Below are 19,988 nucleotides of genomic sequence, written 5' to 3' on the forward strand. Positions count from 1 at the left end.
CACGTCAGTCCGTCACGACGGGCGTGTTCTGGTTGGCGGTGAGCACCCAGGCGCCGTCTTCCTTGGTCATCACGTACATCGGCGTGCCCTGACCGGACAGTTCGCCGTCGAGGGTGAAGTAGCTCTGGCGGATCTTGACGGCGGCGACATCGGGCCGCAGGAACAGCACGTGCTCGACCTCGTAGGTCGTGCTGCCGTGCGTCGTGGCTCCCGGTAGCACCTGCGCCGTGAACTCGGCGATGGCGGGGCGCCCGAACAGCCGCTTGCCGTGACCGGTGGTCCAGATCGCGTCCTCCCGGAAGACGGCGACGAACTCCTCGGCCAGTTCGTTGGCCTGGGCGTGCGCGATGGTGTCGACGACGGCGCGGATGGCCGCGAGTTCGGTGTCGAGATCGGCGGGGGTCTGACCGGCGGCGGTGGCGTCATTGCTCATGGCACTACTGTGCAACCTCGAGCGCGATCCAGGTCAACCGCGCTGTGCGGCACCGCACACCTGCCCGCACGGGCGTATCACAGGTCGGTTCCGGACGGTGGGCTATGACCCCCGTCACAGAACAGGACGGCCGTCCAGGGAATTTCCCCCAAAAGTGCGGGAAATATCTCCTTGCGGTCGGAACGACCAGGCTGACGTGGCACAATAGGCACATGCACGCAACTGGAGTACGACTCGTGGCCCGTCGCCACGTCGACTTCCAGCGTGTCTGCAGCGCCTGTTGTCGGCCCGGTTTCCACCGGTAGCGCAGCGGCGTCCACGCCCGGGTATCCCCCGGTGCCTTCGACTTTCATCGGCCCGCTGACTCCCCTGACGCGAGCCAGCCCCTCGCGCCTTCAGCACGGATGTCCCAACACCCCCGCAGGAGCGACCACCCATGACGTCGAGCACCGACGCCGGTTCGACCGAACAGTCGACGGCGCAGGCCCGCACTGAGCGTTCAGCCGCCCAGCGCCCGGCCCGCCCGAGCACCGATGCCCCGGTCGCGCCGCGCGCCCGCACCGGCAAGCCGGTCCGCCGCCGGTCCGAAGGCCAGTGGGCCCTCGGCTACCGCGAGCCGCTGAACCCGAACGAACAGTCCAAGAAGGACGACAACCCGCTCAACGTGCGTTCGCGCATCGAGAACATCTACGCCAAGGGCGGCTTCGACTCGATCGACAAAGCCGACCTGCGTGGCCGTTTCCGCTGGTGGGGTCTCTACACCCAGCGTGAAGAGGGCTACGACGGCACCTTCACCGACGACGACAACATCGACCTGCTCGAAGCCGAATACTTCATGATGCGGGTGCGGTGCGACGGCGGTGCGCTCTCCGCCGCCCAGCTGCGCACGGTCGGCCAGATCTCCACCGAGTTCGGCCGCGACACCGCCGACCTGTCCGACCGCGAGAACGTCCAGTACCACTGGATCGAGGTCGAGAACGTCCCGGAGATCTGGCGTCGGCTCGAGTCGGTCGGTCTGCACACCACCGAGGCGTGCGGCGACTGCCCGCGCGTGGTGCTCGGTTCGCCGCTCGCCGGTGAGTCCCTCGACGAGATCATCGACCCCACCTGGGCGATCGACGAGATCGTCAAGCGCTACATCGGGAAGAAGGAGTACTCGAACCTTCCCCGCAAGTTCAAGACCGCGATCTCGGGCCAGCAGGACGTGGTGCACGAGATCAACGACATCGCCTTCGTCGGCGTGAACCACCCCGAACACGGCCCCGGCCTCGATCTCTGGGTCGGCGGCGGTCTGTCCACCAACCCGATGCTGGCTCAGCGCGTGGGCGCGTTCGTGCCCCTCGAAGAGGTCCCCGATGTGTGGGAAGCGGTCGTCTCGCTCTACCGCGACTACGGCTACCGCCGCCTGCGTACCAAGGCCCGCCTGAAGTTCCTGATCAAGGACTGGGGCATCGAGAAGTTCCGTCAGGTACTCGAGGACGAGTACCTGAAGCGCAAGCTCATCGACGGTCCCGCGCCCGCGCAACCGGCCAAGCCCATCGACCACGTCGGTGTGCAGAAGCTGCGCAACGGCCTGAACTCCGTCGGCTTCTCCCCCATCGCCGGTCGCGTCTCGGGCACCATCCTGAGCAAGGTCGCCGACGCCGCCGAGAAGTACGGCTCGGATCGTATCCGCTTCACCCCGTACCAGAAGCTGATCGTCCTCGACATCCCCGACGACCAGGTCGACGCGCTGATCGACGAACTCGAACCACTCGGCCTGCAGGCCCGGCCCTCGGTCTGGCGCCGAAACCTGCTGGCGTGCAGTGGCATCGAGTTCTGCAAGCTCTCCTTCGTCGAGACCCGTAAGCGCTCGCAGGTGCTGGCGCCCGAGCTCGAGCAGCGCCTGGCCGACATCAACGCCGAACTCGACGTGCCGATCACCATCAACATCAACGGCTGCCCGAACTCCTGCGGCCGGTCCCAGATCGCCGACATCGGCTTCAAGGGCCAGCTCGTCGACGACGGCACCGGGAATCAGGTGGAGGGTTTCCAGGTTCATCTCGGTGGCAGCCTCGGCCTGGACAGCGCGTTCGGCCGGAAGTTGCGTCAGCACAAGGTGACCAGCGTCGAGCTCGGTGACTACATCGATCGCGTCGTCCGCAACTTCGTCAAGAACCGGGAATCCGGGGAACGCTTCGCGGTGTGGGCTGTGCGCGCCGACGAGGCCGACCTCCGATAGTCGATGAGGAGATCCCCACTGTGACAACCAATCTCGCGGCAAAAATGTCCGAAGAAGAACTGCGCACCCTCGCCGAGCAGGGCGCGGCCGAGCTGGGCCCCGATGCCTCGCCCGCCGACCTGATCGCCTGGACCGACCGCAACTTCGGCAACGGCTACATCGTCGCGTCGAACATGCAGGACGGCGTGCTGGTTCATTTGGCCGCGCAGACCCGTCCCGGTGTGGACGTTCTCTTCCTCGACACCGGCTACCACTTCGCCGAGACCATCGGCACCCGCGACGCGGTCGAGGCCGTGTACGGGGTGAACGTGGTGAACGTGCGCCCGGAGGCGAGCGTCGCCGAGCAGGACGAACTGCTCGGCAAGGATCTGTTCGCCCGCGACGCCGCCGAATGCTGCCGGCTGCGCAAAGTGGTCCCGCTGAAGAAGTCGCTGAGCGGCTACAACGCGTGGATCACCGGCATCCGCCGCGTCGAGGCGCCCACCCGCGCCAACGCGCCGCTGATCTCGTTCGACGAAGCCTTCGGCCTGGTGAAGATCAACCCGATCGCACCGTGGTCCGACGACGAGATGCAGGCCTACATCGAGGCCAACGGCATTCTCGTCAATCCCCTGGTGGAGGAGGGTTACCCGTCCATCGGCTGCGCGCCGTGCACGCGCAAGCCCGAGCCGGGGTCCGATCCGCGCAGCGGCCGCTGGGCCGGTATCGCCAAGACCGAATGCGGATTGCACCAATCATGACCATCACCACCACTGGGAGTGAGCCTGTGAGTACCAACACCACCGAACGCGAACTCGGCCTGACCGAGTTCGACACCCTCGCGGCGCTGGAATCCGAGGCGATCCACATCTTCCGTGAGGTCGCGGGCGAATTCGAGCGCCCCGTGATCCTGTTCTCCGGCGGCAAGGACTCCACCGTCCTGCTGCACCTGGCGCTCAAGGCCTTCTGGCCCGCGCCACTGCCGTTCACGCTGCTGCACGTGGACACCGGGCACAACCTCGACGAGGTGCTCGAGTTCCGCGACAAGGTGGTCGAGCGCTACAGCCTTCGCCTGCACGTGGCCTCGGTCGAGGAGTACCTGGCCGACGGCCGCCTGACCGAGCGCCCCGACGGCATCCGCAACCCGCTGCAGACCGTGCCGCTGCTCGACGCCATCACCGAACACCGCTTCGACGCGGTCTTCGGCGGCGGTCGTCGCGACGAGGAGCGTTCGCGCGCGAAGGAGCGGATCTTCTCGCTGCGCAATGCCTTCGGCCAGTGGGACCCGAAGCGTCAGCGTCCCGAGCTGTGGAACCTCTACAACGGCAAGCACGCGCCGGGTGAGCACGTGCGGGTGTTCCCGCTGAGCAACTGGACCGAGCTCGATATCTGGCGCTACATCGCCCGCGAGGATATCGACCTGGCATCGATCTACTACGCGCACGAGCGTCCGGTGTACTCCCGCGACGGCATGTGGATGACGCCCGGCGTGTGGGGCGGCCCGAACGAGAACGAGGTCCTCGAGACCCGTTCGGTGCGCTACCGCACCGTCGGCGACGGTTCCACCACCGGCGCCATCATCTCCGACGCCGCCGACAACCAGGCCATCCTGGCCGAGGTCGCGGCGTCACGACTGACCGAACGTGGTGCTACTCGCGGCGACGATCGTGTGTCCGAAGCCGCCATGGAAGACCGCAAGCGCGAAGGCTATTTCTGATGCGTTCGGAGCTACTCACCAGACCGAACGTGGCGCGCAGTGTCCACTTCGAGGCGAGCGACGACCGTGTGTCCGAAGCTGCCATGGAAGACCGCAAGCGAGAGGGTTATTTCTGATGTCCGACCTATTGAGGCTGGCCACCGCCGGTTCTGTCGACGATGGCAAGTCCACGCTGGTCGGACGGCTGCTCTACGACACGAAGTCCGTGCTGGCCGATCAGATCGACGCGGTCACCCGCGCCTCGGTCGACCGCGGACTGTCCACGCCGGACCTGTCGCTGCTCGTCGACGGCCTGCGCGCCGAGCGTGAGCAGGGCATCACCATCGACGTGGCGTACCGCTACTTCGCCACGCCCAAGCGGTCTTTCGTGCTGGCCGATACGCCGGGGCACGTGCAGTACACCCGCAACACGGTGTCGGGCGCGTCCACCGCGCAGCTGGTGATCCTGCTGACCGACGCGCGCAAGGGCGTCATCGAGCAGACCCGTCGCCACGCGGCCGTGCTGGCACTGCTCGGTGTGCCGCGTCTGGTGCTCGCGGTGAACAAGATCGACCTCGTCGACAACCCGGCCGAGGTGTTCGCCGAGATCTCCGCCGAGTTCAACGAGCTCACCTCGAAGCTGGGCTGGGCCGCCGAGGACGTCATCGAGATCCCGGTCTCGGCGCTGCACGGCGACAATATCGCCAGCCGCTCCGAGAACACCCCGTACTACAACGGCCCGTCGCTGATCGAGCACCTGGAATCCGTTCCGGTGGACGCTGATTCGACCGGCACGCACGCGCTGGGTCTGCGTTTTCCCGTGCAGTACGTGATCCGTCCGCGCACCGCCGAATACCCCGACTACCGGGGTTACGCGGGTCAGATCGCGGCCGGTTCGGTGTCGCCCGGCGACGAGATCGTGGTGCTGCCCTCGGGCAAGAAGACCACCGTCGAGCGCATCGACACCCCGGACGGTGAACTGGCCGTCGCACAGGTCGGGCGCAGTGTGACGCTGATCCTGGCCGACGAGGTCGACATCTCGCGCGGCGACATCATCGCCTCCGTGCACGACGCGCCGGAGTCGATCGATACCTTCGACGCGACCGTGTGCTGGCTCGGTGACAAGGGTCTGCGTCCCGGCGCCCGGCTGCTGCTCAAGCACGGCGCCAAGACCACCCAGGCCATCGTCGGCGCGCTCGTGGAGCGGTTCGACGAGCAGACGCTCACCGCACAGCCGAGCCCGGAGTCGTTGGAGCTCAACGACATCGGTCGTGTCTCGCTGCGCTTGGCCGAGCCGATCCCGGCCGACGACTACCGCACCAACCGGCACACCGGGTCGTTCCTGCTGATCGACCCCGCCGGTGGCAACACGCTCGCGGCCGGCCTGGTCGGCGACGTGCTGGCCTCGGTCGAGGTCGGTACCTCGGTCTGATGTATCGCCTGCCCGCCCCGCCGCGTGGTGCCGTTCCGGTGCCGCGCGGTGCAGGCGGGCCCGCGTTGATCGCGGTTGCGCACGGCAGCCGTGACCCGCGTTCGGCGGCGACCATGGCGGCCGTCGTCGCCGAAGTCGCCGCGGCCCGGCCCGATATCCCGGTCCGGCTGGCTTTTCTGGATCTCAGCACCCCCTCGGTGGACGAGGTGGTCGACGACCTCGCCGCCCGGGGCCACACCGACGTGATCGTCGTTCCGCTCTTGCTGGGCAACGCATTTCACGCGCGGGTCGACCTTCCGGCCCTGCTGGCCGAGGCCGGCCGCCGTCACCCCCGGCTACAACTCACCCAGGCCGCGGTACTCGGCCCCGACCCGCTGCTCATCGCCGCGGTGGCCGACCGAGTCGCACTCTCGTGCCGCCTTCCCCTGCTTGCCACCCGGGTCACACCGTTGGTCGCGGCCTTACCGGCTGCGCTCACAGCCGCAACCGATCCGTTGAGCGATGCTCCGGTCGGAATCGCCGTGGCCGCAGTCGGTTCGCGCGATGCCGCGGCCAATCGGCGGACTGCGGTCGTGGCTCGACGACTGGCGGCTGTGACCGGGCGCCCTACTGAAATGTGTTTCGCGACAGTCGAACCCGGTATCGAGCGGGCGGTGGATCAACTGCGGGCGCGCGGAGCCGAACGCATCGTCGTCGCGCCGTGGTTCCTGGCGCCGGGGCTGCTCACCGACCGGCTGGTCGCCGCCGCACCCGAGGTCGTGCATGCCGACGTGATCGGAGCGCACTCCGCGCTGGTCGATGTGATCTGGGCTCGATACGACACCTCCGTCGCCACCGAGCTCGTGCTCTCCGCCTGATCCCAGCGGATCCGGGCCGCTTGGTCTCGCCCCGAACAGGTAACTCGTGGCGCTGCCTTGATTCGGCCCGAGCCCACTCCGCCCGATTCGGGACATGAGCGCGAGGTTCGCGCTGTCCACATCCGCTCCCGCGACAACCCTCGGTTTCACCCCCCGAATCGACGTCACCACCACCTCCACGGCCACGAAGTTCGCCTGCATCGCGTCCAGTGGTACGGCTCTCGACACAACCGGACTCGGCATCCACGGTGGCGCAGCTCACATGCCCCCCTCTTTACTGCATACCCCCCAGGGGTATATGTTCGTATCAACGCACAGCGAACTGAGAGAGGCGAAACGATGACTACCAACGCCCACGCCGGACACGTCAACACCGCAGCCCAGCCCGGTCACGCCGAACAGGGCACCGCACACGGCGCACATGCGGAACACGGCGGCGATGCGCACGCCCCGCACAACGGTCACGCAGCGCAAGGTGGCGCCCATGAAGCACACGACGCCCACGCTGAGCACGGCGGTGGCGCACACGCCGACCACAACGCACACACAGCCGGACACGACGCGGGTTTGCCCGGCGGCCTGCGGATTACGCAGGACGGGTACACCCTCGATCTCGACACCACGATCGCCGAGCCCGGCAAGATCGACTTCCGATTCCGGATTCTCGGCCCGGACGGGTCGGCCGTGACCGAGTTCGACGCGATTCACGATCGGGAACTGCACCTGATCGTGGCGCGCCGCGAGCTGACCGGGTTCTGGCATGTACACCCGCGGCGGGAAGCGGATGGCACCTGGGTGATTCAGCTGGATCTACCCGAAGCCGGGGCTTATCGGGTGTTCACCGATATCGCACCGCGCGCACACGGCCGCACCATCACCCTCGGCGCCGATCTGGCGATCGCGGGACACTATGCGCCGCAGCCGGTTCCGGCGGTGAACCGCACCACCGAGGTCGACGGCTACGAGGTGACCGTAGACGGTGAGTTGCGCGCCGAGGGCGATCTGCTGACGCTCACCGTGCGCGAGAACGGCGAGCCGGTGGCGGATCTGCAGCCGTACCTGGCGGCATTCGGCCACCTCGTCATCCTGCGCGCAGGAGACCTCGCGTATGTCCACGTCCACCCCAACGGCGAACCCGGCGACGGAATCACGCCCTCGGGCCCCGAAGTCACCTTCCACACGGCGGTTCCGGGCCCCGGGACCTACCGCTTGTTCCTGGACTTCAAGCACAACGATGTCGTCCGGACCGCCGCATTCACCCTCACCGCTGTTCCGCCCCTCCGCGCATTCGAGTCAGGCTCAGGCATCACACCAGCAGCGTTGGCGACCGACGGTGCAGCGCGGGGTAAGTGAGCCCTTCCCGGCGAGTTACCCATGTGCCCTGGAAATCACGGTCCCCTGACACGGCGGTTCTTGCCGTGTCAGGCCGGCGCATATCCGCGGACCCGGCCGGCTAAGTTCGGCTCGACGCGTCCGACAACAAGCGGGTCGCGATGGTGCGAGCCGCCTCGACACGAGCCGAATCACCGGTCTGGCGAGCGATATTGGCGGCGCTCACGATCGCGTCCAGTTCGAAGACCAGCAGCTCGGGGTCGACGTCGGCGAGTTCGCCCATGGCCTGAGCCTTCCGGACCTCGTCGGCCAGGAAAGACAGCCAGTTGTCGTGGTCGGCGACGACGGCGTCGCGCACAGGGCCGGGCTTGCTGCTGAATTCGGTGAGGGTGGCCACCCGGAAGCAGCCGCCGGGGAAGGGGGGATTCTCGATGTGGGCGAACCAGCCGTCGATCATCGCGCGAACCCGGGTTCCGCCCCGCGGCGCGCGCAGGCCGGGCGCGATGACCCGTTCGATGAAGATGTCGCGGCCCGCCTGGACGGCGGCGAGCTGGAGGGCCTCTTTCGTGCCGAAGAGGGTGGCGATGCCGCTCTTGCTGATGCCGAGGTCGGTGGCGAGTCGGCCGATGCTGAGGCCGTCGAGACCCTCGACGGAGGCGAGTTCGGCGGCGCGCCGGGCGATGGTGGCGCGCGCACGGGCGCCCTTGGCCAGCCGCTGATCGCTCGGTTCCGTCAACTGGGTCATAGGCATCATTGTTCCACCGCGGGGTTGCGAAGGCGAACGATCGGTCGTACTTTTATTTACGAACGATCGTACGTTCTTATTTCTCCCCCCAAAGGACTCCGCATGACCGACGTGTCAGCTCGGCCCGAAGATCCGCTCAGCACCGCTACTCCTGACACCAGCGCCGCGGGCCGCACCCTCGCGGTCGCCTCGGGCGCGGCATTCATCGCCTTCCTCGACCTCTCCGTCGTCAATATCGCGTTCCCGACGATCGCCCTGAGCTATCCCGGCACCCCCACCGGCACGCTGACCTGGATCGTCAGCGGCTACGCGATCGCATTCGCGGCGCTGCTCACCCCGGCCGGGCGCATCGCCGACGCACTCGGTCGCCGTCGCCTGTTCGCGCTGGCACTGGCCGGATTCGCCATCACCTCGCTGCTGTGCGGGCTGGCGCCCGGCGCGGACTTGCTCATCGCCGGACGTGTTCTGCAGGGCATCGCGGCGGCGTTCATGGTGCCCGCCGCACTCGGGCTGGTCCTGGAAGCCACGCCACGGGCCAAGATCGGCGCCGCCATCGGCGCCTGGTCGGCCGCCGGTGGATTCGCGGCGGTGGTCGGTCCGGCGCTGGGTGGCGCGTTGGTCGAGGTGTTCGGCTGGCGTGCGGTCTTCCTGATCAATGTGCCGATCGCGTTGGCGCTGATCATGCCGGGACTGCGGCTGCCCGGCGGCGACCAGGGCTCCCGCGAGACGACGCTGCCCGATCCGCTCGGCACGCTCGCCGTCGCGATCGGGCTCGGTGCGATCGTCGCGGCCGTCACCGAAGGGCAGTCCTGGGGTTGGACCGCACCCGGCACACTCGTCGCGTTGCTCGGTGGTCTCGCGCTGACGGCGTTCGCGCTGATTCGCTCCCGTCGGCACGCCAATCCCGCTGTCGCCGTGGCACTGTGGCGTGATCGGCAATTCGCCGTGGCGAATGCGGGTTCGTTCCTGTTCGGCGCCTCGATGTTCGCGTGGCTGCTGGCCGGCCCGCTGTTCCTCAACGCGATCTGGGGCTACTCCGTACTCGAATCGGCGGCGGCGCTGACCGTCGGCGCGGTGGCTTCGATGGTGACCGCCGTTGTCACCGGGCGGATTACGACACCGACCGGCCAACGGTGGATAGGCGTGCTCGGTGCGCTGATGTCGACCGCGGCGCTGGTCTGGATGAGCACCGACGCATTCGGGCCCGAACCCGCGCTGTGGACGGCGTGGATTCCGGCGGGCGTGCTCGGCGGCGGCGGGATCGGCATCGTCGTCACGGTGTTCGGCACCGCGGCAGCGAGTTCTGTGCCACCGCAACAGTTCGCGGCGGGAATCGGGATGAACGTCACCGCCCGGCAGGTGGGCGGAGCACTCGGCATCGCCGTACTGGCGGCCATCTTCTCGGCGACTTCCGACGACCCCCTTCGCGGCTTCCACCTGCTGTTCGCCGTGTGCGCGGCCATCAACCTCGCCGTCGCCCTGCTGCTCGCCGTGCCAACGCGGGCTCGTTCGACCAACTGAACCGAGGAGATCGACATGTCTTCCAGCACACCACTCTCCGTGCAGTTCTCCGCCGAGGCCGATGACCCGCTGGTGCTGGCGCCGGAGCAGGCCGCCACTCTGCTCGCGGGGGCGCCATGGCAGCGTTTCGCGGTGCTCGGCGATTCGATCGCCGCGGGGACAGGTGACCCGAGTCCCGGATACGCTCCCACCGGCTGGGCCGATCGGGTCGCGGCACACCTCACTTCGGCCAATCCCACACTGTCCTACCGCAATACGGGCCGGATCGGCGCGACCAGCGCTCAGGTCATCGACCGGCAGCTCGCCGAAATCCTGGAGTTCGCGCCGGACCTCGCGCACGTCAGCTGCGGCGGCAACGACCTGTTCACCGCAGGGGGTGATGTCGATCAACTGCACACCAATCTGTCGACGATCCTCACCGCGCTGGCCGCCACGGGGGCACAACTGTCGATTTTCACCGTGGCCGACGCGTGGTCCGTCGAGCGAATGGCCCCGATGCGAGCCATGCGGCCGCAGATGATCGCGTTCAACGAGGTGGTGCGGGCGGTGGCCGCCGAATTCGATGCGGTGCTCACCGAATTCTGGAACCATCCGCTGCAGTCTCGACCCGAGTTGATGAGCGCGGATCTCATCCACTTCACCACGAGTGGGCACGCGGTGGTGGCCGGTGAGGTGGTCAGATCGCTGGCCTCGCTCATCAACAGGTCGTAATGGAGGCGGGGCGGTCGAAGCAGGATCGCCCCGCAGCTCAGTCGGCAACGGCGTGTCCGCCGCTGCGGCGCTCACCTGTTGTCGTGCACCAACCGAGTGCCGAGTGCGACCAGTTCGGATCTCACCTCGGCAGGACCGATCACCTCCACGTCGCCGCCCCAGCCCGCCAGCTGCCGGGCGACCATTTTCGCGGTGTCGGCGGTGATCTGTGCTCGCACCCGACCGTCGGGGGCTGGGCCGAGCAGAATGCAGTTACGGCCCTGCTGGTCGGCCAGGATGGGGGCGAGCTCGGTGGAGACGAGAACCGTCGCGGACACTGCGGCGCGACGCCCCTCCATCTGCTCGACGATGTGAGCCCACTCCGCGTGGAGATCGAAATCCGCTGGTCGGTCGGCTGTTTCGTCGAGAGTGCTGACCCCGGCGATACGGTCAAGGCGGAACGTTCGCTGCCCGCGGTCGGTGCCCGCGATGAGGTACCAGACCGTTTCCTTCTCGACCAGGCCCCACGGATCGATCGTGCGGACCGTGCGTTCACCCTTGCGCAGGTATTCGATGCGCACGCGACGCCGATCCACCACCGCGCGCCGCAGCGTATCGAGCACCGCGGGTGCTTGCGGATCGGGGCGACCCCACCGCGCCGGATCGACCACCACCGCGTCGGCCGCGGCGGCCGCATCGGCGCGGAAAGTGTGCGGCAGGGCGCGAACCAGTTTGCGAAGAGCCGACTTCAGTTCGGGGGCGGCCTGGGCCGCCGGACCCGCGAGCAAGAACAGCGCCCTGGTCTCCCCCGCCGTCAGTCCGGACAGGTCGGTGCGGGCGCCGCCGATCAGCGACCAACCGCCCCCGCGACCCGATTGCGGATAGACCGGGATGCCTGCGGCCGACAAGGCCTCCAGATCACGCCGGGCCGTCGCCACCGAGACTTCGAGCTCGGCCGCGACCTCGGCGGCCGTCACCCGTCCGCGCGCCTGCATCAACAACAGGGTGGCTACCAATCTGTCTGCTCGCATACTCGGTAATTCTGCCGAACAAAGTGCTCATTCAGTGAGCACTTTGGCTGGCAGAGTCGTTGTCACACCGAAGCGACAACCGAATGGAGCAGACATGCTGCGCGGAATGGCCACCACCACCTATTACGCCGACGACCTCACCGCCGCCAAGGACTGGTACAGCGAATTCCTCGGCATCGCACCGTATTACGAGGTTCCCGGCGGGTACTACGAGTTCCGGCTCGGACCGTTGCAGGCCGAGCTGGGAATCATCAACCGCGCGTATGCCCCGGCAGGCGCGCGCAATGCCCCGGGCGGGGGCGGAGTGGTGTTCTGGCAGGTCGACGACCTCGCGGCCACCTTCGCCCGACTGCTCGAGCTCGGCGCCACCGAGTACGAGCCGATCACCGAACGCGGCGAGGGCGCCGGCTTCGCGACCGCGGCGGTGCTGGATCCGTTCGGCAATGTGCTCGGGATCATGGCGAACCCCCACTATGTGGCGATGACCGCGTCGGTCTCGACCTAGGGCCCACGTTCAGGCTGTGGCGCCGGTGGCGACAACTGCGGCCCTCAGACGAACCAGCGCTCGAGGACGGTGGCCACGCCGTCCTCGCTGACGTCGCCGGTCACCTCGTCGGCGAGGGCGAGCACCGCGTCGGGCGAGCCTGCCATCGCTACCGAATGTGCCGCCCAGCGCAACATCTCACGGTCGTTGAAGCCGTCGCCGATAGCCAGGGTCGCGTCGGCCTCGACGCCGAGGAGGAGCCGGAGTTGTTCCAGCGCCCAGCCTTTGGACACGCCGCGGCGGGAAACCGTGAGCCATGGGCCGTACTCGCCGTGCACCCAGGACGCGTCGGGCACATCGAATTCTTGTAGTAGGCGCAGCATTTCGTCAGGGCTGCCGTCGGGCCACCAGCCGTTGAGGCGCGGGGTCGGGACACTGCTCAGTGTGCGGTGGTCGACGAGTTGGAAGTCGCCGATCGAGAACTCCTCCCCCGGCCCGTGGCCCGTCGCCCAGGTACCCACGCCCACCTGTTCCGCGGCGAAGACCATCGCTGGGAACAGTGCGCTCAGCGCGAGCACGGCAGGTCCCGGATCGAACGACTGGACCGCGACCGGCTCGCCACGCGCCACATCGATGTGCACAGCGCCGTTGGAGCACAACGCATGTCCCTCGGCGAGGCCGAGCGCGCTCAGCACCGGACGCGTGGTGAGCAATGTTCGCCCGGTGGTCACCACCACATGCGCGCCCGCCGACACCGCCGCCGACACCGCCGCCCCCACCCGCGCGCTGATATCGACCCCCTTCGACAGCAGGGTCCCATCCACATCGAGCGCAATCAGCTTCGGCGCTCCCCCAGCTAAACCCACCGTCCCATTGTGCCCGCACCCACCGACACCCACCTCGGTTTCAGTACCAGCGCTCCGGCCGGACCGAACGCACCGCCGTGGCCGCGGACGGCGAGACCGACTCCCGTGGCAAGACCCGCTGATGACGCGGCGGGCTGCAACAGGGGCGTGGCCGATGGTCAGCGGCGTGAGCCGCCACCCCCGCCACCGCCGCCGCCACCCCCGCCTCCGGCGGATCCACCTGCCGATGCGCCACCTTTGGAGCCTCCCGAGGAAGCACCGCTGGAGGACGCACCCCCCGATGACGCACCACCCGCGGACGCACCACCGGCGGACGCACCACCGGATGACGCGCCACCGGCGGACGCACCGCTGTCGGATCCGCCACCGGAGGATGCACCACCCGATGCGCCGCCGCTTGACGCACCACCACCGGAAGCACCACCACCCGACGCACCACCGGTTGACGCACCACCACCGGACGCGCCGCCACCCGACGCACCACTGTCAGATCCACCACCGGACGCGCCGCCGCCTGACGCGCCGCCACCCGACGCACCACCACTGGAAGCACCACCGGAAGCACCACTGTCAGATCCACCGCCAGACGCACCACCACCGCCGGTGCTGCCGCCGTTCGATGCACCGCCATCGGACGTGCCACCACCGGTCGAGCCACCGGAAGTGCCTGTGCCGCTGGACGTTCCACCACCGGTCGAGCCGCCTGCGGAACCTCCGTCGGTCGTACCGCCGGTCGGCGTCTCGCCCGAGGTGCCGCCGGCAGTCCCGCCGGTCGAGGTGCCGGGGCTGGAAGGTGTTGTGCCGGTGTCGGTTCCACCGGCCGGGGCCGATCCACCGACGTCGATCGTGACGCCGCCCGTGCTCGGCGCGGATGTGCCACCGGTCGGTGTGGAGGTCCCGTCCGTCGGTGCGGTGCCCGGCGACGGCGCGGTGCCTACCGCTGGAACAGTGCCGGGCGAGGTCGGCGTCCCCGGTGCTTCTGGAGTGCCGGGGGTCGAGACCGGGCCGCCGTGGGGCAGTTCGGGAGCGCCGGGGTTGGTCGGCGTGTTCTGGGGATGGGCGGCCTGTTGACCGAAGGGTAAGGGGTTGATGAAGCGGGCCGGGTCGCCGTAGGTGGTGCGGGCGAGGACCGGCGACTTGCAGTCGTTGCGGACGTCCTGGTGGCCGGGCCCGCCTCGGTCGGCGCTCCCGCCGGGGCGCGATTTGCCGCCGGGCGCGGTCGCGGGGGCGATGAAGTTCTCGTAGGCGCTGCGAGCCGCGGCTACGCTCGCCACCCGGATGCGGCCGTTGACCGGGTCGACATCGCTGACCAGACCTGCGGTTCGGGCGGCGAGGAGGTCGGCGCTCATGTCGTAGAGCAACGCGTCGGCGGGAACACCCAGCACCGGGAACCGGTCGAGGACCGGCATCAGGCCGGGATCGAAGGGACTGCCGAACACGGTCATCGCCGACATGGCGAGCGCGGAAACGACTGCCGCGCTGGAGAACACCGCAACATGCGGCACGGGGCCACCGGTCTGCTGCTCCGGCGCGAAGGTGCGAGCCGCCAAACCCGCCGCGCCCGAGGCGATCACCTGGCCGGGGTCGGCGACGGTGACGAGCGGAACGCCGAGTTCGGCGAGGGTGCGGGCGACTTCGGGCGGGCGCGAGGCACCGCCGACCACGAGGATGCGCGACAGGTCCGCGAGCCGCAGCCCCGCCGCGGACACGCTCTTGCTGACCAGCGGGAAGGTGTCGCGGATGTGTTCGGCGCGCAGCGCGTCGATGTTCACCATGGAGGTGAGGGTCTGAGTCGCGCGGCCCGGACCCGGGTCGCCCGCGTAGCGAGCGACCATCTCGCCGAGCGGCTTGCCACCGAAATCGGTGGACCGCGTGGGAGTTCCGACCATCGGGTGGTGCGGCCAGTCGGGACCGACGCGTAGCACGGTGAGGTCGAGGCTGGTGGCGCCCAGGTCGTAGACGAGCACGAAGCCCGGTTCCAATGGGCCGCGATCGACCTCGAGCCATTCCGCGGCGGCGACCGGTTCCGGCACCAACAGGACCTCACCGGCGCCCGCGAGATGCAGCGCCTGGCCGAGTAACGAGACCTGTTTGTCGGTGTAGACCGCCGGATAGGTCAATACGATCCCGGCGGGCGGTTCGGCCAGCTCGATCAGACCGGTGACCACCGCGGCGATCAGGTTGGTCGCCGAGTAGAACCGTCCACCCATCACCATCGGCTCGGGCTCGCGGGTCAGATCCGCGAAATCCGTGATCGCCGAGGCGAATTCGTTGATCGCGCCGATACGGGGCCTGCCCGCGTCGTCGAATGTCAGTGCGGTGCGTCGTGTGCGCACCGCCGGTTTGGCCGGATCGTCGGCGACTACCGCCGAAATCGCATTGACCGCACCGATACTCAAGCCCAGACCTCTGGTCATGTTTTTGCTATCCCGTCAACGCACCGTGACCACGTCCAGCACGCGAGCGCACCATGTGGCCGCGGTCGTCTTCCAAACAGCTCGCCTAGATTAACTGGCACGTCCGCGAATTGCTGCCGGATTGATACGGAATCGGCAACCATGTGCCACCACAAGACTATTCATGCAGGTGAGATCGTTGGAGATTAAATATCCACCCCCCTGAACACTCTCCCGGCGATGTACAGACTCCGAGAAGCAGCTACCTGCGAGTAATCGGACAGAGCGCCCACTGAATACATTCTTCGAGTTTGTTATCCCGGCCATTCAGCACACTTACCGGCCGGTAACCAATTCATTTACTACCGACGCGATTTCACTGGTGGCGAATTACATTCCCCCATTTCGAAGTTGGCCCGATTTCAGTGACGCGTCAACGCGGCGACCGAATCCCGCCAGCACGGCCCTGTGCGCGCCGGTTGACTGAAAGGGCGGGCAGACACCGACCGGATGTTCGAAACACCAAGGGAAAGAAGGCACTACGCATGTCCACTCGATTCGCCGACCAGGTCGTACTCATCACCGGCGCCGGCTCCGGCATCGGCAAGGCGGTCGCACTGCGAGTCGCGTCCGAAGGGGCCGCCGTGGTTCTCGGCTCCCGCGGCAAGGACCAGGGCGAGCAGGTCGCCGAGCAGATCAGGGCGGCGGGCGGCCGCGCGCTGTTCGTCGCGACCGATGTCACCGTCGACGCCGATGTCGAACGACTCACCCAGGCCGCGCTCACCGAATACGGCCGCCTCGACGCGGCTTTCAACAACGCGGGCGCGGTGAACGCCTTCGGGCCGATCGCCGAGATCGACACCGCGTCCTGGCGCGCCGACCTGGATCTGAACCTCGACGGCGTCTTCTACGGTCTGCGCCACCAGGTTCCGGCCATCACCGCCTCCGGCGGCGGCGCGATCCTGAACAACGCCTCCAACCTCGGCGTGGTCGGCATGGCGCACGTGGCACCCTATGTGGCCGCCAAGCACGCCGTCGTCGGGCTCACCCGGTCGGTGGCGCTCGAGACCGCGGCGGCGGGCGTGCGGGTCAACGCGCTGATCTCCGGCGCGGTCGACACCCCGGCGTTCCGGGCCTCGATGGGCGCGACGCCCGAGGGCGAGGCGGCCATCGCGGCGCTGCACCCGATGGGCCGGATCTCCCAGCCCGACGAGGCCGCCGCGGTGTGCGCCTTCCTGCTCAGCAGCGAGGCATCGTTCGTCACCGGTGCGGCCATCGCCGCGGACGGCGGCTTCACCGCGCAGTAGGCGCACAGAAAAAGCCCGCAACGTCTCCCAGTGACGTTGCGGGCCTTTACTTTTCGATCAGCTGCGAGCGAACAGCCGCTTCACCGAACGTTCCCTCGGCACCGCGGCGCCGCGGGCGACCGCCTGCGGGCGACGGGCGCGCACGAGACGGTCGAACTCGGACGCGTCACGGGTGGGCTCACGCAGCTTGCCGCCGTTGAAATCATCGGCGAGCTGCTGCACGGTCTCCTGCGCACACGACTTGTTGGTCCCGATGAAACCGGTCGGGCCGCGCTTGATCCAGCCGGTCACATACGTGCCGGGGAAGACCTCGCCACCGGGCGCGGTGAGCACCCGGCCCGCGTCGTTCGGGATCACCGCACGAGCGTCGTCGAACGGCAGATCCACGGTCGGCACGCCTCGGTAACCGACCGAGGTGAGCACGACACCGGCTTCGAGCAGCGTCGTATCACCGGTCGGCGTGGCGGCCACCCGACCGTCGGCATCGGCGACGAGCTCGTTGCGCTCCACCCGCACCCCGGTCACCGTGTCGGTGCCGACGATCTCCACCGGGGAGGACAGGTAACGGAACACGATGCGCTTGCGCGCACCGAACGGGCGCTTCGCGACGCTGTGCAGCAGGCGCAGCTTCTGCTCGACCTTGTAGGGCAGATCCGGTGTGATCGCGGGCAGCTCGCCGTCGATCGCGATGTCGATATCGGCGGCCAGCAGGCCGACGAACTCGGGCACCGTGAACGCCGACTCGGCCGGACCACGACGACCCAGGATCACGACCTCTTCGATCTTGCTCTCGCGCAATGCCTTCAGCGCGTACGGCGCGATGTCGGTGTCGGCGAGCAGCGCCGGGTTCACGGTCAGGATGCGGGCGACGTCGAGCGCGACGTTGCCGTTGCCGACGATGACGACCCGCTTCTGGTTCAGATCGAACCGGTCCTCGACGTGGTCGGGATGGCCGTTGTACCAGGCGACGAAGTCGGTGGCCGACACATTGCCCGCCAGGCCTTCGCCCGGAATGCCCAGCTTGCGATCCGAGGACGCGCCGACGGCGTAGATCACGCCGTGGAAGTGCTCGAGCAGCTCGGCATGGCTGATGTGCTTGCCGATCTCGACATCGAGGTAGGTACCGAAGTCGTCCTGCTTCGACATGATGTCGAACAGGTCGGCGACCTTACGCGTGTGCTTGTGATCGGGCGCGACACCGAGGCGGGCCAGACCGTAGGCCTGCGGCAGGCGGTCGAACATCGTGACCGCGACACCGGGCTGGGTGAGCAGCTCGTCGGCGGCGTACATCGCCGAGGGACCCGATCCCACGATGGCGACCCGCAGCGGGGAACGCTGCGTGTCGATCGCGGGCGGCATCACCGGCGCGGCCAACGTCGGCCGATCCCGTTGCACGCGGTAGAAGTCGGCGTTGATCTCGATGAACGGCTTCTGCTCGTCGGTCAGCTTCTTCGACGAGGTGATGGCATCGACGGGGCATGCGGTGGCACAGGCACCACAGTCCACGCAGGCCGCCGGATCGACGTACAGCATTTCCGCGGTACGGAAATCCGGCTCATCCGGGGTGGGATGAATGCAGTTGACCGGGCACGCATAGACGCACGAGGCGTCACTACAGCATGACTGGGTGACAACGTATGGCATATCGCTATCGTCTCAGGCAGCGTGCTTCGCGGAGCGCTTGGGCTCCGAGCGGTACCGGCTGGACGGGCCGTCGATACCGAGCAGCTTCCACACCTTGCGGGCGACCGGGTTCATCAGACCGATCTCCTCGGCCAGCGCGCGCACGTCGACGTAGTAGTCGGCGAAGGTCCGCTTCGATTCCTTGGAACCGTAGAACAGGTCCTTGCGGACTTCGGCGGGCATGTCGAACTGCTTGAAGAAGGTCTTCGGCGGCGTCGCGATGGCGCGGCCGAGGATGAACATCACGATCGGCATGGCGATCGAGAGCACAGCCTTGTTGAGCGCGGGCTGGGCGGGAACGTTCTTCTTCAGGAACTCGTGGGCGAAGGAGATGTGGCGAGCTTCCTCGGCCACGTGGATCGCCATCACGCCGCGCATGATCGGGTGGATGTCGTCACCCGAGCGCAGGATGTCCTTCTGGATGTGGTCGATCGGCTCTTCGCCGGCGAGCACGGCCATGAAGAAGAAGTTCGGGAACAGCGCACCGGCCGGGGCGGCCAGGTGACGCAGCTGACGCACGAGCGGGTTCATGCCCGGCACGTCGGCGACGCGGTTCACCATCTCCTGGAACATCAGAGTGTGGTTGTGCTCTTCGATCATCTCGTGCGAGCAGTACCGGAACTCCGGGTCGTTGTTCTTCAGGTTGAAGATGTGCTGCATCATGCCGATGATCAGGATCGCCTCGAACTGCAGGCCGACCTTGGCCACATTGGCCTGACGGACCTTGCCGATCTCGATCTTCTGATCCAGCGGCAGCGCCTGGTACCAGGGGTGGCGACCGATGGGGTCGGCCGAGGTCACCAGGACCCAGCGCTCGGGCTTGCAGTTCGGGTCGAAGTCGGGGGCGTCCCAGTCGATGTCCTCGAACGGGTCGAAGTGGCGATCGACCGATGCCTCGGACAGCATCAGCAACTTCTCGGCGTACGCCTGAGCCTCCGCGACTACAGGATCGACGTCAGGGGTGGTGGGCGCAGACATCGTCGTCACTGCCTCTCCTCTAGGGACGTTTACTGTTTCCAATGGTTACACCTACACCGAGTCACGTCAACTCCATGCCCTGCCGAATTTCGCGTGTTCGGCGTGGCGAAAGCCCTGCTGAGGAAGCTACTCGCCAGTAAAAGCGCTTCTACCTGTGACACTGCGTCATGCACAGTCTTCGAGGGTCCGCGGTGAGACACGAAAAATAGTTGTCCGGCGAGCGCGTCGAACCTGCCGACGGACCGCCGGTACCGGTTAACCTGCGCCGATTCGCGTCCGTCGGACGCTCGCGTACCGCCGGCGAACACCTCGGCAACGCGCCGGGGCCCCGCGACAG

The 19,988-nt window shown here is 67.8% G+C and carries 17 protein-coding genes; 10 read left to right on the plus strand and 7 right to left on the minus strand.

Going from position 1 to position 19,988, the window contains the following annotated elements:
• Window positions 1–4: 4 nt before the first annotated feature.
• Complete coding sequence (locus ACFVJ5_RS29260; protein ID WP_379224976.1) at window positions 5–433, minus strand: SgcJ/EcaC family oxidoreductase; 429 nt, start codon at window positions 431–433, stop codon at window positions 5–7.
• A gap of 436 nt (window positions 434–869) precedes the next feature.
• Between ACFVJ5_RS29260 and ACFVJ5_RS29265 the strand changes: the two genes are divergently transcribed.
• From ACFVJ5_RS29265 to ACFVJ5_RS29290, 6 genes are all read left to right on the plus strand, one after another.
• Complete coding sequence (locus tag ACFVJ5_RS29265; protein ID WP_379224977.1) at window positions 870–2,654, plus strand: nitrite/sulfite reductase; 1,785 nt, start codon at window positions 870–872, stop codon at window positions 2,652–2,654.
• Between the two features lie 44 nt (window positions 2,655–2,698).
• The gene (locus ACFVJ5_RS29270) at window positions 2,699–3,394 is read left to right on the plus strand and encodes a phosphoadenylyl-sulfate reductase (RefSeq protein WP_358112743.1); all 696 of its coding nucleotides are present in this window, start codon (window positions 2,699–2,701) and stop codon (window positions 3,392–3,394) included.
• Window positions 3,391–4,350 carry a sulfate adenylyltransferase subunit CysD gene (gene cysD / locus ACFVJ5_RS29275; RefSeq protein ID WP_379224979.1) on the plus strand — a complete coding sequence of 320 codons (960 nt, stop codon included), beginning with the start codon at window positions 3,391–3,393 and terminating at the stop codon, window positions 4,348–4,350. The genes ACFVJ5_RS29270 and cysD overlap by 4 nt, the downstream gene beginning before the upstream one ends.
• 115 nt (window positions 4,351–4,465) lie before the next feature.
• A complete protein-coding gene (locus ACFVJ5_RS29280) occupies window positions 4,466–5,761 on the plus strand; it encodes a sulfate adenylyltransferase subunit 1 (protein WP_379224981.1) in 1,296 nt (431 codons plus the stop codon).
• Window positions 5,762–5,799: 38 nt separating this feature from the next.
• The gene (locus ACFVJ5_RS29285; RefSeq protein WP_379224983.1) at window positions 5,800–6,618 is read left to right on the plus strand and encodes a sirohydrochlorin chelatase; all 819 of its coding nucleotides are present in this window, start codon (window positions 5,800–5,802) and stop codon (window positions 6,616–6,618) included.
• A 339-nt stretch (window positions 6,619–6,957) separates the two neighbouring features.
• Window positions 6,958–7,971 (plus strand): hypothetical protein, encoded by a 1,014-nt coding sequence (locus ACFVJ5_RS29290; protein ID WP_379224985.1) that lies wholly within the window; start codon window positions 6,958–6,960, stop codon window positions 7,969–7,971.
• A 100-nt stretch (window positions 7,972–8,071) separates the two neighbouring features.
• On the opposite strand, the gene ACFVJ5_RS29295 is transcribed toward ACFVJ5_RS29290, so the two are convergent.
• A complete protein-coding gene (locus tag ACFVJ5_RS29295; RefSeq protein ID WP_379224987.1) occupies window positions 8,072–8,695 on the minus strand; it encodes a TetR/AcrR family transcriptional regulator in 624 nt (207 codons plus the stop codon).
• A gap of 102 nt (window positions 8,696–8,797) precedes the next feature.
• On the opposite strand from ACFVJ5_RS29295, the gene ACFVJ5_RS29300 reads away from it, so the two are divergent.
• Together ACFVJ5_RS29300 and ACFVJ5_RS29305 are read left to right on the plus strand one after the other, a co-directional pair.
• Window positions 8,798–10,216: an MFS transporter gene (locus ACFVJ5_RS29300; protein ID WP_379224989.1), complete on the plus strand. Its 1,419-nt coding sequence runs from the start codon at window positions 8,798–8,800 to the stop codon at window positions 10,214–10,216.
• A gap of 15 nt (window positions 10,217–10,231) precedes the next feature.
• Window positions 10,232–10,927, plus strand: a complete 696-nt coding sequence (locus ACFVJ5_RS29305) for an SGNH/GDSL hydrolase family protein (RefSeq protein ID WP_379224991.1) — start codon at window positions 10,232–10,234, stop codon at window positions 10,925–10,927.
• Between the two features lie 71 nt (window positions 10,928–10,998).
• On the opposite strand, the gene ACFVJ5_RS29310 is transcribed toward ACFVJ5_RS29305, so the two are convergent.
• Window positions 10,999–11,937, minus strand: a complete 939-nt coding sequence (locus ACFVJ5_RS29310; protein ID WP_379224993.1) for a helix-turn-helix transcriptional regulator — start codon at window positions 11,935–11,937, stop codon at window positions 10,999–11,001.
• A 94-nt stretch (window positions 11,938–12,031) separates the two neighbouring features.
• Here ACFVJ5_RS29310 and ACFVJ5_RS29315 point away from each other — a divergent pair, with 94 nt between their 5' ends.
• The gene (locus tag ACFVJ5_RS29315) at window positions 12,032–12,442 is read left to right on the plus strand and encodes a VOC family protein (RefSeq protein WP_379224995.1); all 411 of its coding nucleotides are present in this window, start codon (window positions 12,032–12,034) and stop codon (window positions 12,440–12,442) included.
• Window positions 12,443–12,486: 44 nt separating this feature from the next.
• On the opposite strand, the gene ACFVJ5_RS29320 is transcribed toward ACFVJ5_RS29315, so the two are convergent.
• A complete protein-coding gene (locus ACFVJ5_RS29320) occupies window positions 12,487–13,287 on the minus strand; it encodes an HAD family hydrolase (RefSeq protein WP_379224997.1) in 801 nt (266 codons plus the stop codon).
• 158 nt (window positions 13,288–13,445) lie between these two features.
• Window positions 13,446–15,704 (minus strand): Hsp70 family protein, encoded by a 2,259-nt coding sequence (locus tag ACFVJ5_RS29325; RefSeq protein WP_379224999.1) that lies wholly within the window; start codon window positions 15,702–15,704, stop codon window positions 13,446–13,448.
• A 524-nt stretch (window positions 15,705–16,228) separates the two neighbouring features.
• Here ACFVJ5_RS29325 and ACFVJ5_RS29330 point away from each other — a divergent pair.
• Window positions 16,229–16,990: a glucose 1-dehydrogenase gene (locus ACFVJ5_RS29330; protein WP_379225001.1), complete on the plus strand. Its 762-nt coding sequence runs from the start codon at window positions 16,229–16,231 to the stop codon at window positions 16,988–16,990.
• Between the two features lie 57 nt (window positions 16,991–17,047).
• Here the strand turns inward: ACFVJ5_RS29330 and ACFVJ5_RS29335 are convergent, their stop codons facing one another.
• Together ACFVJ5_RS29335 and ACFVJ5_RS29340 are read right to left on the minus strand one after the other, a co-directional pair.
• Window positions 17,048–18,634, minus strand: a complete 1,587-nt coding sequence (locus ACFVJ5_RS29335) for an FAD-dependent oxidoreductase (protein ID WP_379225003.1) — start codon at window positions 18,632–18,634, stop codon at window positions 17,048–17,050.
• 12 nt (window positions 18,635–18,646) lie between these two features.
• Window positions 18,647–19,651 carry a diiron oxygenase gene (locus ACFVJ5_RS29340; protein WP_379225121.1) on the minus strand — a complete coding sequence of 335 codons (1,005 nt, stop codon included), beginning with the start codon at window positions 19,649–19,651 and terminating at the stop codon, window positions 18,647–18,649.
• Window positions 19,652–19,988 lie beyond the last annotated feature (337 nt).

Origin of the sequence: Nocardia sp. NPDC127606 (genome assembly GCF_042671725.1) — a bacterium.
GTDB lineage: Bacteria > Actinomycetota > Actinomycetes > Mycobacteriales > Mycobacteriaceae > Nocardia.

What these genes read in the sequence shown, in the direction of transcription:
- ACFVJ5_RS29330 (WP_379225001.1), top strand. Translation starts at nt 16,229, where the DNA reads ATGTCCACTCGATTCGCCGACCAGGTCGTACTCATCACCGGCGCCGGC.
- ACFVJ5_RS29315 (WP_379224995.1), top strand. Translation starts at nt 12,032, where the DNA reads ATGCTGCGCGGAATGGCCACCACCACCTATTACGCCGACGACCTCACC.
- ACFVJ5_RS29300 (WP_379224989.1), top strand. Translation starts at nt 8,798, where the DNA reads ATGACCGACGTGTCAGCTCGGCCCGAAGATCCGCTCAGCACCGCTACT.
- ACFVJ5_RS29310 (WP_379224993.1), bottom strand. Translation starts at nt 11,937, where the DNA reads ATGCGAGCAGACAGATTGGTAGCCACCCTGTTGTTGATGCAGGCGCGC.
- ACFVJ5_RS29290 (WP_379224985.1), top strand. Translation starts at nt 6,958, where the DNA reads ATGACTACCAACGCCCACGCCGGACACGTCAACACCGCAGCCCAGCCC.
- ACFVJ5_RS29265 (WP_379224977.1), top strand. Translation starts at nt 870, where the DNA reads ATGACGTCGAGCACCGACGCCGGTTCGACCGAACAGTCGACGGCGCAG.
- ACFVJ5_RS29295 (WP_379224987.1), bottom strand. Translation starts at nt 8,695, where the DNA reads ATGACCCAGTTGACGGAACCGAGCGATCAGCGGCTGGCCAAGGGCGCC.
- ACFVJ5_RS29280 (WP_379224981.1), top strand. Translation starts at nt 4,466, where the DNA reads ATGTCCGACCTATTGAGGCTGGCCACCGCCGGTTCTGTCGACGATGGC.
- ACFVJ5_RS29340 (WP_379225121.1), bottom strand. Translation starts at nt 19,651, where the DNA reads ATGTCTGCGCCCACCACCCCTGACGTCGATCCTGTAGTCGCGGAGGCT.
- ACFVJ5_RS29305 (WP_379224991.1), top strand. Translation starts at nt 10,232, where the DNA reads ATGTCTTCCAGCACACCACTCTCCGTGCAGTTCTCCGCCGAGGCCGAT.
- cysD (WP_379224979.1), top strand. Translation starts at nt 3,391, where the DNA reads ATGACCATCACCACCACTGGGAGTGAGCCTGTGAGTACCAACACCACC.
- ACFVJ5_RS29325 (WP_379224999.1), bottom strand. Translation starts at nt 15,704, where the DNA reads ATGACCAGAGGTCTGGGCTTGAGTATCGGTGCGGTCAATGCGATTTCG.
- ACFVJ5_RS29335 (WP_379225003.1), bottom strand. Translation starts at nt 18,634, where the DNA reads ATGCCATACGTTGTCACCCAGTCATGCTGTAGTGACGCCTCGTGCGTC.
- ACFVJ5_RS29260 (WP_379224976.1), bottom strand. Translation starts at nt 433, where the DNA reads ATGAGCAATGACGCCACCGCCGCCGGTCAGACCCCCGCCGATCTCGAC.
- ACFVJ5_RS29270 (WP_358112743.1), top strand. Translation starts at nt 2,699, where the DNA reads ATGTCCGAAGAAGAACTGCGCACCCTCGCCGAGCAGGGCGCGGCCGAG.